9 protein-coding genes are annotated in these 13,739 nt (G+C 63.6%); 8 read left to right on the forward strand and 1 reads right to left on the reverse strand.

Features of this window, described 5'->3' with window-relative positions; translation table 11 throughout:
* Nucleotides 1-362 precede the first annotated feature (362 nt).
* A complete protein-coding gene (locus tag HUK72_RS19845; RefSeq protein ID WP_176598328.1) occupies nucleotides 363-3,188 on the forward strand; it encodes a TonB-dependent receptor domain-containing protein in 2,826 nt (941 codons plus the stop codon).
* Nucleotides 3,189-3,500: 312 nt separating this feature from the next.
* Here the strand turns inward: HUK72_RS19845 and HUK72_RS19850 are convergent, their stop codons facing one another.
* A complete protein-coding gene (locus HUK72_RS19850) occupies nucleotides 3,501-3,698 on the reverse strand; it encodes a hypothetical protein (protein ID WP_176598329.1) in 198 nt (65 codons plus the stop codon).
* 272 nt (nucleotides 3,699-3,970) lie between these two features.
* Here HUK72_RS19850 and HUK72_RS19855 point away from each other — a divergent pair, with 272 nt between their 5' ends.
* The 7 genes from HUK72_RS19855 to HUK72_RS19885 all read left to right on the forward strand — a co-directional run bounded on the left by HUK72_RS19855 (nucleotide 3,971) and on the right by HUK72_RS19885 (nucleotide 13,737).
* A complete protein-coding gene (locus tag HUK72_RS19855) occupies nucleotides 3,971-5,299 on the forward strand; it encodes a 4Fe-4S binding protein (RefSeq protein ID WP_176598330.1) in 1,329 nt (442 codons plus the stop codon).
* A 295-nt stretch (nucleotides 5,300-5,594) separates the two neighbouring features.
* Nucleotides 5,595-6,278 (forward strand): TetR/AcrR family transcriptional regulator, encoded by a 684-nt coding sequence (locus HUK72_RS19860; RefSeq protein WP_176598331.1) that lies wholly within the window; start codon nucleotides 5,595-5,597, stop codon nucleotides 6,276-6,278.
* 94 nt (nucleotides 6,279-6,372) lie between these two features.
* Nucleotides 6,373-7,983, forward strand: a complete 1,611-nt coding sequence (locus tag HUK72_RS19865; protein ID WP_176598332.1) for an FAD-dependent monooxygenase — start codon at nucleotides 6,373-6,375, stop codon at nucleotides 7,981-7,983.
* A complete protein-coding gene (locus HUK72_RS19870) occupies nucleotides 7,980-9,014 on the forward strand; it encodes a VOC family protein (RefSeq protein ID WP_176598333.1) in 1,035 nt (344 codons plus the stop codon). The genes HUK72_RS19865 and HUK72_RS19870 overlap by 4 nt, the downstream gene beginning before the upstream one ends.
* Nucleotides 9,015-9,040: 26 nt before the next feature.
* Nucleotides 9,041-10,027, forward strand: coding sequence for a fumarylacetoacetate hydrolase family protein (locus tag HUK72_RS19875; protein WP_218036183.1), 987 nt, complete (start codon nucleotides 9,041-9,043; stop codon nucleotides 10,025-10,027).
* Nucleotides 10,028-10,373: 346 nt separating this feature from the next.
* Complete coding sequence (locus HUK72_RS19880) at nucleotides 10,374-12,719, forward strand: TonB-dependent receptor (protein ID WP_255325881.1); 2,346 nt, start codon at nucleotides 10,374-10,376, stop codon at nucleotides 12,717-12,719.
* A gap of 4 nt (nucleotides 12,720-12,723) precedes the next feature.
* Nucleotides 12,724-13,737 (forward strand): NADP-dependent oxidoreductase, encoded by a 1,014-nt coding sequence (locus tag HUK72_RS19885; RefSeq protein ID WP_176598335.1) that lies wholly within the window; start codon nucleotides 12,724-12,726, stop codon nucleotides 13,735-13,737.
* The last annotated feature ends 2 nt before the right edge of the window (nucleotides 13,738-13,739 follow it).

Consider the following 13,739-nt stretch of genomic DNA (forward strand, 5'->3'; position numbering starts at 1 on the left):
CATCGATCCTAGCGGCGGCAGTCGAGCGCCGCAATGGCCCGCATACCAGTTCCGGCAAGCGCCCTGGCGAGACGCGCTTGCGGGACACCGCATGGATCAGCGACTGACAATGAATATCCGCAGCAATCATTCTGACGGACAGGCCCCTTTTCCCCGCCTACGGCGCGGATGATGCCGCGGGCGGGGAAATATCCATTTCACGACAATTATCCTGATGGGCCAATGAAAAGCTGTAATTTTGTTGCGGATAAGCAACATATGGGAAAAAAAGAATCCCGATTTGTACATGTCCCCCCAACTATGATTGCCACGCTGATGTAGTCCTATATCAATCCCCATGGTCTGTTTTGTGGGGTGTGTTTATGCGCAACAAGAATAGCCTGAAATGCAGCGTCGTCATGTCGGTCCTGATCTGGACGACACCGGTCCTGGCCCAAGTCGCTCCCCAGGGAGATGAGGGCGTATCCATCATCGTAACCGGATCCCGCATTCGCCAGAACCCGTTGAACCAGGACAAGCCGGTCGTGACCGTCGATCAGGAAGCGATCGGACGGACAGGTCTTTCCTCGATCGCGGACGTTCTTCAGCGCATTCCCAGCGCCGCCGGCGGGTTGAACACCAAGGTCAACAATGCCGGCAATATCGGCGGCCCGCCCGACGGCACCGGCGTCAGTTCCGGTTCGGCGGAAGTCGATCTGCGCTATCTGGGCGCCAAGCGCACGCTGATCCTGGTCGACGGCATGCGTTATGTGAACGGTTCAGCAGCGGGCGGCATTCCCGCTTCGGTAGACCTCAACACCATTCCCGCCAACATGATCGAGCGGGTGGAAGTGTTGCAGTCCGGCGCGTCGCCGCTTTACGGCACCGACGCCATCGCCGGGGTCGTCAACATCATCACCAAACAGTCCCAGAAGGGGCTGGACTTTTCGGCGCAATTCGGCACTTTCCGCCAGGGTGACGGCGACACATGGGACATCAACGCCAGTTACGGCATTCAGTCTGACCGTACCTCGCTGGTCTTCGGCGCCAACTATGTGAAGCAGAGCGCCGTCAGCACCGCCGACCGCTCCATCTCGCAATGGCCGACGCCGGGCGCCACGAGCTGCGCCGCCGGCGGCTGTTCCAGCGCCACGCCCAATGGCCGGTACGATGTTCTGGGGCAGAGCCTGACGCTGAACGCGCCAGTCATCGGCCGCAATCCGACGCTGGCGGATTATCGCAACTATAGCAGCAGCACGGACTCGTTCAATTTCGCACCCTATAATTATCTTCTGACGCCGTCCGAACGCTATGGCGCCTTCGTCAATTTCAAGGGAGAATTGAACGACAGCGTCAACCTGCGCACGCGGTTCGTCTATCAACATCGCAATTCGACGACCAAGGCGGCGTTCCTGCCGCTGTTCATCGGGCCGGATGCGGGCAACGGCAATCTGCTCGACACCATTTCGGTCGACGTCACCAACCCCTATAATCCCTTCGGCGTGACGCTGTCGTCGGGCGCCAACGGGACGCCGGCCAATTATTCCACCATCCGGCGGCGGTTTGTGGAAGGCGGCCAGCGCACCTTCAGCCAGGATGTCGACACGCTGACCATGGCGGCGACGCTAGACGGTTCGTTCGATATCGGGGATCATAAATGGTATTGGGACGTCAACGGCGTCTACGGCATCAACGACGCGCATCAGGTCTTCACCGGCAATCTCAACGCCGCCAGGCTGGCGCAGGCGCTTGGCCCGGTGGGAGGCTGCACCGGTCCCTGCGTGCCCTTCAACATATTCGGCGGGGCCGGGTCGATCACCCAGGCGATGCTGGACTATGTGACCTTCGACGAAAAGGACAAGAGCGAGCAACGGCTGTGGGACTTCACGGCCAACCTTTCAGGCGAGTTGTTCGATCTTCCGGCGGGTCCCGTCGGTGTCGCCATCGGCTATGAACATCGCGACCAGAAGGCATCCTATAGTCCCGATCCGATCATCGTCGCGGGATTGGGCGCGGACGTGCCGACCAGCCCGGCGCGAGGCGGCTTCAACGTCGATGAAGTCTATGGCGAAATCCGGATTCCGATCCTGGCCGACACGCCCTTCTTCCAGAAACTGGACCTGAACGGCGCGGTGCGTCATTCCAACTATTCCAGCTTTGGCGGCAATACGACGATGACTGTCTCCGGTCTGTGGAAACCGACGCGCGACCTGCTGCTGCGCGGCGGCTATGCGGAAAGCTTGCGCGCACCGAGCATCGGTGAGCTTTATGCGGGTCTGTCGCGGACCGACGCCACCATCAACGATCCGTGCACCAGCGCGCCGGGCGGCCTCTTCCAGACCAACGCGACCGTCCGCGCCAACTGCATCGCCAATGGCGTGCCCGCAAATGGCAGCTATGCCGAACCGAATGGCGGGCAGCTAGGCGTCTTCTCGCAAGGGTCGACCGCACTCAAGCCCGAGACGGCGAAGACCTGGACGGCGGGCGGCGTCTACAGCCCGGCCTGGGCACGGAACAGCGGTTTTGCGAGCACGCTCAGCCTGGAAATCAACTATTACAAGATCCGGCTGAAGAATGCGATCGACTCCGTTCCCGCGTCGCTGACGCTGCAACGCTGCGCCTTCGAGGCCGATCCGGTGAGCTGCGCCGCGATCACCCGCACCGCCAACGGCAATGTGGCGGGCATCAGCGGGCGGCTGCTCAACCTGAACGCGATCCGGACGGACGGGCTGGACGGATCGTTCATCTATCGCTCGCCCGCCATTTCCGACGGGACGATCGGGCTGACCGTCAATGCCGCCTACCTGATCAAATATGACGTCCTGCCGCCGTCGGACCTCAATGCCCCGGTGCAGAAATTCGCCGGAACGGAACGCGGCAGCACAGACCAGGCCTATCCCCGGTTCAAGCTGAACGCGACGCTCGACTGGTCGACCGACGGCTATGGCGTCTCCTTCACCGGGCGCTACATCAGCAAGGTGGATGAGCGGGACGGCGTGCATAGCATGGGCAGCACCTTCTATGGCGACATCCAGCTTTATTTCTCGCCAAGCTGGATGGACCATCGCGCGCGGCTGACGCTGGGCGTCAACAATCTGTTCGACAAGGACCCGCCGGCCTGCTTCACGTGCGACAGCGCCAATTTCGATCCGACCACCTATGACATACCGGGGCAGTTCGGTTATCTGCGCCTGTCCTACAAGATGTAAGATCATGCCGGAGGGCGCGGTTAATGCGCGCCCTCCGGCATTTATCGAAGGTCGGCGCGCTTCATGGCCCGACTAGGCCGCGTGGGCAAATTCGGAATGTTGGGGCCAGTTGCGGTCATTCTCAGCCGTTAAGCGCGCCGTGCTCCTGCGCAGGCAGGAGCCCAGGCCCACTGTCAGTGGATCGTCGCAACGGCTGAACTGGGCTCCTGCCTGCGCAGGAGCACGGTGTGCCATTAAGTGAGTGCTGAAAGCAGAAAATCCGCATTCCACCCAAATCACTCAGTCCGGCGAATCTTGAATTTGCCCCGCCGCCTAGCTTCCAGCGCCGGTATTCACCGGAGGCGCCAGGGGATTGGGATCGCTGTCCCCGCCCTTCTCCACTTGCTCCACCATCGTCTCGTCGGCCTCGTCCGGATTTCCGCCGGGGGAGCCGCGTTCGGGCGGCGGCACGTCATTGCGGCCTTCGGCGGGGTCCTGGGAAGTCTCGCCGCGCTGTCCATCATTCTGCATGTCCATCTCCTTGACTGACGGACCAACGCGCGAGCCATGATGGGTATCCGCGCAGCGATGGGCAAATGGCGGGTCGAGTCCCTCGCACAAGCCTCGCGGCGGCAAGAGCGGCGTCTTCATATTATCATCATACTATAATTTCCGCACAAATTCATGGAATTGGATGATTTTTACGACAGCGATCGGCGGATGCGCTGGGTCGCGCTCTTGCCACAGGGGAGGATAGGAGATAGCGATGAGATTATATTCATAATATCATATAAGGTGAAACCATGGCGTTCGAGGATCATCCCACTGTGCGCGCCCTGCGCGAGCGGGACGGCGGGGAGACCGTCGAAAAAGTATCCGCGGCTCTGCTGAAGGAGATCGCGATCGCATGCGGCGCCGCCGATGCCGGGCTTGTGGAACTCTCGCGTCCGTCGCTTGCGACGCAAATCCCCTACATCCAAAAGGTCTATGGCAAGACGAAGACGCTGCTCGCGATCGTCTGCCGGATGAATGAGTGGCCGGTGCGGTCGCAGACGCGGTCGGTCGCGAACGAGGAATTCCACGCCACCTACGACCATGTGAACGAAGCGTGCCGCGAGATCGTGCGCGAACTCACGCGGCGCGGCATTCCGGCCTGCAACGCCATCGCCGCCTTTCCGATGGAGCTGGATCAGCCCAAGATCATGATGGTGCAGCACAAGCCCGTCGCGGTCGAGGCGGGCCTGGGCCATATGGGCGTCCACCGCAGCGTGATCCATCCGAAATTCGGCAGCTTCATCCTGCTGGGGACGGTGCTGCTGGGCGTCGAAGTCGACGCATATGATCAGCCGGTCGACTATAATCCGTGCCTGGGCTGCAAGCTGTGCGTGGCCGCCTGCCCCGTGGGCGCGATCAAGGCCGACGGCGCATTCGACTTCATGACCTGCTACACCCATAATTATCACGACTTTACCGGCAATTTCCTGAACTGGGTCGAGAATGTCGTGGAGGCCAAGGACAAGGCGGACTATCGCAAGCGCATTCCCCCGAGCGAGAACCAGTCGCTTTGGCAGTCCCTGTCCTTCAAGCCGCAATATAAGGCCGCTTACTGCATCTCGGTTTGCCCGGCCGGGGAGGAAGTGATTTCCCCGTTCCTGCGCGACCGCAAGACCTATGTCGAGGATGTGGTGAAACCGCTTCTGGACAAGGAGGAGGTGCTCTATGTCGTCAAGGGCACCGATGCCGACGAGAGCGCGCCGCGCAAATTCCCGCACAAGAAGATCAAGCATGTTCGCGCCGGCCGGATCACGACCAGCCTGGCGGGCCATCTCTTCGCGCTTCGCCTCAGCTTCCAGCGCGGCGCGGCGAGGATGATGGACCAGACGAGCCACTGGACCTTCGAGGACACGATACCGCATCTGGTCACGGTCCGCATTGCCGGCAAGCTGCTCGACATCGTCGCTGACCGGGGTCATGTCGGGGAGGCCGACTTCAAGGTCTGGGTCAAGCTGGAGCGATGGTACGATTATCTCAACATGCTGTGCGAGCTTGATGAGCTTTTCGAGGAAGGCTCCATCCGCCTGGAGGGAGAGCGGAGCCAGCTCGACGCCTATCTCGCCTGCTTCCCCTTCTAGGGTCGATCGAGATTCAGCTTAAAAATATAAGCGACGTCATGCTGAACTTGTTTAACTTCGCTGGCCTTCGGCTCAGCATCCATTGTGCCTCTATCCACCTACGGCTCATGGGGAGAAATGGATGCTGAGCCATAGGCCAGCGAAGCTAATCAAGTTCAGCATGACGATTTGGAATGAAAGGGGCGCCAATCGTACGAAATAGCTGAATGTCGATCTAGCCTAACAAGCATTGCGATGCTGCCTTAAACAGCGGTAGGGGAACGATCGCGCTTCGATGGCGGCAATGGGAGGTTCAATGGCGGAAACCAAGCGCGACAAGGCCCTGGACGAAAGCGCCGTCGGAAAACAGCCCGGCCAGCGGCGGAAGACCAACAGGCGGGAACAGCAGCGGTCCGTCGAGACGCGCCAGGCCATATTGGAAGCCGCGCTCAACGAATTTGCCGAGCGCGGGTTCGACGGCAGCAGCGTGCGGCGCATCGGTGAGCGGGCGGGCCTTGAATATACGCTGATCACCTATCACTACCGCACCAAGGAGGCGCTCTGGAAGGCGGTGGCCGAATATGCCTTCGAACAGATCGAGGCGATGTGGGACGAAGCGATACCGCCCGACTCGCAAATGTCCGCGTCCGAACGGGTGCGGGCCGAGTTCCGGACCTTCCTGCGCTTCACGGTCGAGCATACCGCGTTCCACCATTTCATGCTGCGCGAGAATCAGGGATCGAGTCCGAGAATCGGCTGGCTCGTCGAAAAGATCCTCAGCAAGACCCGCGAGCGCATTCTGCCCCAGATCAGGGCGGCGCAGGCCGAGGGGCAGCTCCTGCAAGGGGACCCCGATCATGTCTATTATATGCTGATCGGCATGACCTCCACATTATCGTCGCTCAACCGGGAAATGACGGAAACCATTGGCTTTTCCATCAAGGATGAGGAGGCGGTCGAGCGATACTGGAACCTGGTGGAGCGGGCCATCTTCAAATAAACTCCACGAGTGTAGAGTTTTTATGGACTCCGGGTGCGGGGCGTGATAGCCCTGCTCTCCAGACGGCAATTGACCGTGATGGAGAAGATGCCCCGTGGATGTTCCAGTCATCGTAGCGGGTGGGGGGCCGGTCGGCCTTACCACCGCATTTGAGTTTCAAAGCCGCGGCGTTCGCACGCTGTTGCTCGAACGCAATCCCTCGACCACGCGCCATCCCAAGATGGACGTGACCAATGGCCGCAGCATGGAGCTGTTCCGCCGGATGGGCATTGCGGAGAAGATACGCGACGTCGCCGTGCCGCGCGGCAATCCGATGGACGTTTCCTGGGTGACGCGGTTGAACGAGTGGGAACTGGCCCGCTTCCGCTATCCCGATGTCGAAAGCTGGCGGGAAGAAATTCGCGCGAACAATGACGGGTCGCAACCGCTGGAACCCTATATGCGGTTGAGCCAGGTCGTGCTCGAACCCTTGCTTCGCGGGTTGCTGGAAGAATCCCCACTGGTCGAGATGCGGTTCGGCTGGGCGGTCGAGGGCTTCAAAGACGATGGCGAAGGCGTGACGGTCGACCTGCGCGAAGTCGCGACGGGCCGCACCGAGCGGCAGCGCTGCGCCCTGCTCGCGGGCTGCGACGGCGGCGGCAGCATCATCCGCGAGAAGCTGGGCTATGCCTGGGATGGGCAATATAATGTCGCCCGCTTCTTCATGGTGCATTTCCGCTCGCCGGCGCGTGATCTGCTCCAGCGGTTCGGCATCGCCTGGCATTATCAGTCGCCCGCCGGCAGCACGCTGATCGCGCAGGACGATGGGGAAATCTGGACGCTCCACTGCATGCTGCCCGAAGGAACGGATGCAGCGACCGTCGACCCCAGGCAACTCGCGTTCGAGGCGCTGGGCCGGGAATTCCCGATCGAGGTGATCCAGGCGAACCCCTGGTCGCCGCATCTGGTGCTGGCGAACGGATATGGGCGCGGGCGGGTCTGGATGGCGGGCGATGCCGTGCATCAGGTGATCCCGACCGGCGGTTACGGCATGAACACGGGGATAGGCGACGCCGTTGACCTCGCCTGGAAATATGCCGCCATCCTGCAAGGCTGGGGCGGCCCCGCCCTGCTCGACAGCATAGAGGCGGAGCGCCGGCCGGTGGGCCGCGCCATCGTCGACGCGTCGCGCCTGCATATGGGCGTGCGCCTGAAGATCGCGGAAGCCTATGCCCCGATCATCCATGACGACACGCCAGCGGGGGCCGCCGCGCGCGACGCCTATGGCGCGCTGATCGCGGAACTCGGCAATGCGGAGAATGAATCGCGGGGCATCGAGCTGGATCATCGCTACCGCCAGTCGCCCATCATCTGCCATGAATGCGACGAACCGGAATGGCGGCTGCGCGATTATGTGCCCAGCACCTGGCCGGGCATGCGGGCGCCGCATCTGTTCCTGGAGGATGGCAGCGCCATCTTCGACCGGCTGGGGCCCTGGTTCACCCTGGTCCGCTTCACCGACGCTCCGGCCCAGCCGCTGCTCGACGCCGCGCGCGAGCGGGGCGTGCCGGTCGCCCTGCTCGACATTCGCGATGCGCATGCCCGGCGGATCTATGAGCGCGATTTCGTGCTGATCCGCCCCGACCAGCATGTCGCCTGGCGCGGCGACGCCATGCCGGAAGACCCGATGGCGGTGATAGACCGGATCAGGGGGGCAAGGTCATGAAGCATCGGGTCGATCCCATCATCCGGGCGAACGCTGTGGTCCATGTGAGCTTCGAACGGCGCGACATCGACGCCATGGCCCGCTTCCTGGAGGATTTCGGTTTCGTGCCGGTCGTGGGCGGCAGCAGCGGATCGCGCCACTTCCGGGGCTATGGACCGCAACCCTATTGCGTCGAGCTGATCGCATCGGAGCGGGACGCCTTCGTCGGCTTCGGCCTTGCCGCCAGGGACCGCGCCGATCTCGATCGGTTGGCGACCGCCACCCAGGCATTGGTCGAAGCGACGGATGCGCCGGGCGGCGGCGAGCGGGTGCGCCTCTTCGATCCGGAGGGCGTGCGCGTCGACCTGCTCTGGGGCGCGGCATCGCTGGAACCGCTGCCGGTGCGGGAGCCGCTGACCGAGGTCAACTCGCCTGTGGCCAGCCGTCGGATCGACAAGCCGGTCCGGACGCCGACCGCGCCCGCGCCGGTGTTCCGCATCGGCCATGTCGTGCTCCAGACGCCGGACTTCGAACGGACCGCCGGCTGGTACCGGCGCCATTTCGGCTATCTTCCGACTGACGTCGCGACCGTGGGCGACGATGCGCCGGTGCTCGGCTTCTTCCGCTTCGACCGGGGCGCGGAGCCCGCCGACCATCACAGCCTCGCGCTGCTCGCCGGGCCGGAATCGCGCCTTCTGCACATCTCGACCGAGACGATCGACGTCGATGCGGTGGGACAGGGCCAGCAATATCTGCGCGGCAGGGGCTGGAACCATTATTGGGGCATCGGCCGCCATGTGCTCGGCAGCCAGGTCTTCGATTATTGGAAGGACTCCGCCGGGGACGAGTGGGAACATTATGCGGACGGCGACCTGATGACCGCCGACTATCCGACCGGCTTCCATCCGCTGTCCCGCGGCGACCTCTGGTCCTGGGGCGACGATCTTCCCGATTCCATGCGTCCGCCCGCCCCCGCCCCGGCCGACGCGCCCCCGCTTGTCCGCGAGATCGTCGACGCCTTGCTGGCGCCGCCGCGCCCCTGGCTTCGCTGACGCCCATAATTGCATGCAGGAGTAGAATGATGGCATTGATGATCGTCCGCTATGATGAAGGCGCGGGCCCGCGCTGGGCCGTGCTGACCGGCGACGCCCCGGCGGGACCGGCGGATCGGGTCGAGGGACGCGGCATCGCGAGCGACGCGAAGACGCTGGGGGAACTGATCAGTGCGATCGAAGCTTCGCCGGAGCTGACCTCTACGGGCGAGGCCGTGCATTTTGCCGCGAGCGCCCTGTTGAGCCCCGTCACCGCCGATGCGACGCTGGTCTGCCAAGGGCTCAACTATAGCGACCATGCAGCGGAAGCCGGGCATCATGCGCGGAAGGAGAATCTGCTCTTCGTCAAGGCCAGCTCATCGCTCTGCGGCGCCTATGCCGACATCGTCAGGCCCGAAGGCGTCGAGCTTCTGGATTATGAGGTGGAGGTCGGCATCGTCCTGCGCCGTCCACTGGAAGCGGGAACGACCGTGACGGCCGACAATCTGGGTTCCTATCTTGCCGGCGTGGTCCTGTGCAACGACGTGTCGGCGCGCGACACCATGTTCGGCGCGTCCTTCATGCAGTGGTTCCAGGGCAAGAGCTATCGCACCTTCTGCCCGACCGGGCCGGTCTTCTATCTGCTCGAACCGGAAGAGGTCGCGGCGACGGTCGACAATCTGGAACTGTCTCTATCCTATGAGGGCAAGGTCCGGCAGTCCGCCAATACGGCGCAGCTCATCTACAAACCCGCCGAAACCTTGAGCCAGATCGCCGCGATCATGGACCTGAAGCCCGGCGACATGGTGCTGACCGGAACGCCCGGCGGCGTCATCGCGCAGGGCACGCCGGGGCTGATCGAACTGCTGAAGACCAACCTGCTGAACGACGCGGCGCGGCGCGAGGGCATGCGTGTTGAAATGAAGACGCTCGGACGCTTCCTGCAACCGGGCGACGAGCTGAGCCTGACGCTGCGCGACGCGGCCAGCGGGACGTCGCTGGGCGGGCAGCGGAGCCGGATAACCGGCGCCTGAGGCGGAGATTGAGAAATACTCCACATACGTAGAGTTTTATGTTGACTCCGTCCGCCAGCATGGCATTCTATCGTGACGGGAACCTGAAAAAGAGAAGCTGAGCGGACAAAGCGAACCGGCGGCGCCGGGAATTTCCAGAACATCCAGGCGCCGCATCGCAAGACCGCCGCCCGCTCTGCCTTCCCCTGTCACGCGGGCGGCGCGGTTGCCGCGCGCCATGCCCGCAAAGAGATCGACCGACAGCCGCGGGCAATCTTCGGATCGGCGTCCCGCAGAGGAATGAACAAGCAACCCGGCCGTCCCAGGAAAAACAGGCGGTCAGGGATTGAACAAGGGAGAGGAAGAAATGAAAAATCCTATTTGCGCCCTGCTCGCGACAAGCGCGCTGGTCGTCCCGCTCTGCGCCCATGCGCAGTCTCCGGCCGAACGGCCAGAAGCCGCGCCGCAGCGCGACCTGGCCATGGGCGAAATCATCGTCACGGCGCAAAAGCGCGAGGAACGGCTGAACGACGTGCCGGTCTCCATCACCGCCGCTTCGGCTGGCCAGCTCGCCAATGCGGGCGTGACCCAGCCGTCGGACCTGGTGAAGATCGTCCCCGGCTTCACCTATCAGCCGAGCGCCTATGGCACGCCGGTCTTCACGATGCGCGGCATCGGCTTCTATGACGTCGCCGTCGCCGTGGCCCCGGCGGTCAGCGTCTATGTCGACCAGGTGCCCCTGCCCAATCTCGCCATGACCCAGGGGGCGTCGCTCGACGTGGAGCGCGTCGAGGCGCTGAAAGGGCCGCAGGGCACGTTGTTCGGCCAGAATTCGACCGGCGGCGCGATCAACTATATCGCGGCCAAGCCGACCGACCACCTCGCCGCCGGCATCGACCTCAGCTATGGCCGGTTCGACCAGGTGGATGCGCAGGGCTTCGTCAGCGGCCCGATCGCGAACAATCTGAAGGCGCGGCTCGCGGTGCGCCACGAATATCGCGACGGCTGGCAGATCAGCCAGACCCGCCCGTCCGACCGCCTTGGCCGCCGGGATTATTCCACCGCCCGTCTGCTGCTCGATTGGCAACCCACCGACACGCTGCGCTTCGAATTCAACGCCAATGGCTGGATCGACAGGAGTGAGACGCAGGCGGCGCAGTTCGTCAAATATGCGCCGACCGTGGCTCCGGCGGCGGGCGGCTATACCGACATCACCGCCGAGCTGGAAGCCGCCGTCCCGGCCCCCAACCGCAGCCGCATCGCGGACTGGGATCCCGGCACCGACCTTCGCCGCGACGACAGCTTCTATCAATTCTCGCTGCGCGGCGACCTGGACGTCAGCGATGCCGTGACCCTGACCTCGATCAGCGCCTATTCGCGGTTCAAGCAGCGCTCGCCCAGCGACACTGACGGCGTGCCGCAGAATAATTTCCTGCTGACGATCAACGCCGACATAGAGACGGTGTCGCAGGAATTGCGGCTCGCGGGCACGACGGGTCCGGTCCGCTGGATGCTGGGCGGCAATTACAGCCACGACACCACCGGGGACGACCAGCGCGGCGATTATGTCGCCAGCAACAGCGGCGTGGGGCCATTCCGCTACACCTCGTTCATCAACAGCAACCATCAGAAGATCACGACCAAGGCGGTGTTCGGCAGCATCGACTATGAGCTGACGGACACGGTGACGGCGCAAGTTTCGGCGCGCTACAGCGATCAGCGCAACCGGTTCAGCGGCTGCCTGCTGGACGTGGGGGATGGCCTGATCTCCAACGCGTTCAGCTTCCTGTCGAACCTGTCGCGCAATTTCGATCCGCCGACGGTGGCGCTCGCGCCGGGCGCCTGCGCGACCCTGGGCGAAGTCGGATATGGCACGCCCTTCATCCCGGTGCCGATCGTCGAAAAGTCGCTGAAGGAGGATAATCTGTCCTGGCGCGCCAGCCTCAACTGGAAGCCGAACCCCGACAGCCTCCTCTATGCCAACGTCACGCGCGGATATAAGGCGGGCAGCTTCCCGACGGTGCCCGGCCTGTTCCCCAGCCAGTTCGAACCGGTGAAGCAGGAATCGGTGCTCGCCTATGAGGCCGGCTTCAAGCTTTCGCTGCTCGACCGGCGGCTGCAACTGACGGGCGCGGGCTTCTATTACAAATATGACGACAAGCAGATCATCGGCTACATCACCACCGCCTTCGGCAATCTGCCGGGGCTGGTGCAAGTTCCCAAGTCGAGCGTCCGCGGCGCTGAGCTGAGCGTCAACTGGCGGCCGGTCGACGGGCTGACCTTCAATGGCGGCGCGACCTATGTCGACTCCCGCGTCGACCGGAGCTTCCTCGCCAACGATCCCTATGCCGCCGTTGTCGACATCAAGGGCGAACCCTTTCCGAGCACGCCCAAATGGCAGCTCAACGGCGATCTCGACTATCGTTTCGCGCTGACCGGCAAGCTCGACCTGTCCCTGGGCGGCAATGTCCGCTACCGCTCGCGCAGCGTGGCGGCGTTCGGGGGAGCGCCCGAATTCGCCCTGCCCGGCTATGCCGTGCTCGACCTGCGGGTCGGCATCGAAAGCCCGGACAGCGGATGGAAGTTCCAGCTCTGGGGGCGCAACGTCACCAATAAATTCTACGTCACCACCGTCACCCATGTGGTCGATACGGTGGCGCGCACCACCGGCATGCCCGCCACTTATGGCGCGACGCTCAGCTACAGCTATTGATGCGATGAACCAGGCCGTCATCCTTGCGCGCCGTCCGCAGGCCATTCCCCAGAGCGAGCATTTCGCGCTGGAGGAACGCCCTTTGCCCGTTCCCGCCGAAGGACAGATATTGGTGCGCAACCATTATCTGTCCGTCGAGCCCGCCATGCGGGGCTGGCTGAGCGATGCGAGCAACTATTCCGACCCCATCCACGTCGGGGACGTCATGCGCGCCTTCGCCGTCGGAGAGGTGGTGGAGTCCCGGCACGGCGATTTCGCGCCGGGCGACAGGGTGATGGGCCTGTTCGGCTGGCAGGAGCATGCGGCGGTCGACCGGTCCGCCATATTGCTGCGCATTGCCGACACGGACCTGCCGCTGTCGCTCTATCTGGGCATATTGGGGCTGAACGGCGTCACCGCCTATTTCGGGCTGCTTGACGTCTGCGCCCCTCGTCCCGGCGAGACGGTGCTCGTCTCGACGGCGGCGGGTTCGGTGGGGTCGTGCGTGGGCCAGATCGCCGCCATATCGGGCTGCCGCACCGTCGGCCTGGCGGGCGGGCCGGAAAAGCGGCGCCAGTGCCTGGACGAGTTCGGCTATGACGCCGCGATCGACTATCGCGGCGAGCCCGATCTGGATGCCGCCATCGCCCGCGCCTGTCCCGACGGGGTCGACATTTATTTCGACAATATAGCCGGGCCGATCAGCGACGCGGTGCTGCGCCATTTGCGCCTGCATGCGCGGATCGCCGTCTGCGGCACCGCCTCGATCGCGAGCTGGGACCCCTGGCCGCAGGGCGCCCGGCCCGAGCGTCACCTGCTGGTGAAGCGCGCAACGATGCGCGGATTCCTCACGTTCGATTATGCCGATCGCTTCGACGAGGCCGTCGCCCAATTGTCGGCCTGGCTGCGCGAGGGACGGCTGCATTACCGCGAGGACATATTGGAGGGGCTTGGCGAGGCCCCCGGCGCGATAGCGCGCCTCTATTCCGGGCAAAATCAGGGGAAGCTTCTGATCCGGCTTCCCGCAGCGAAGGATTGAAC

It is taken from the genome of Sphingobium sp. 15-1 (assembly GCF_013375535.1).
In the GTDB taxonomy this organism is placed as follows: domain Bacteria; phylum Pseudomonadota; class Alphaproteobacteria; order Sphingomonadales; family Sphingomonadaceae; genus Sphingobium; species Sphingobium aromaticivastans.

Bases quoted from the DNA above. Each gene is read 5' to 3' on its own strand.
- HUK72_RS19870 (WP_176598333.1), top strand. From the start codon at position 7,980: ATGAAGCATCGGGTCGATCCCATCATCCGGGCGAACGCTGTGGTCCAT.
- HUK72_RS19880 (WP_255325881.1), top strand. From the start codon at position 10,374: ATGAAAAATCCTATTTGCGCCCTGCTCGCGACAAGCGCGCTGGTCGTC.
- HUK72_RS19875 (WP_218036183.1), top strand. From the start codon at position 9,041: ATGATGGCATTGATGATCGTCCGCTATGATGAAGGCGCGGGCCCGCGC.
- HUK72_RS19885 (WP_176598335.1), top strand. From the start codon at position 12,724: ATGAACCAGGCCGTCATCCTTGCGCGCCGTCCGCAGGCCATTCCCCAG.
- HUK72_RS19845 (WP_176598328.1), top strand. From the start codon at position 363: ATGCGCAACAAGAATAGCCTGAAATGCAGCGTCGTCATGTCGGTCCTG.
- HUK72_RS19860 (WP_176598331.1), top strand. From the start codon at position 5,595: ATGGCGGAAACCAAGCGCGACAAGGCCCTGGACGAAAGCGCCGTCGGA.
- HUK72_RS19850 (WP_176598329.1), bottom strand. From the start codon at position 3,698: ATGCAGAATGATGGACAGCGCGGCGAGACTTCCCAGGACCCCGCCGAA.
- HUK72_RS19855 (WP_176598330.1), top strand. From the start codon at position 3,971: ATGGCGTTCGAGGATCATCCCACTGTGCGCGCCCTGCGCGAGCGGGAC.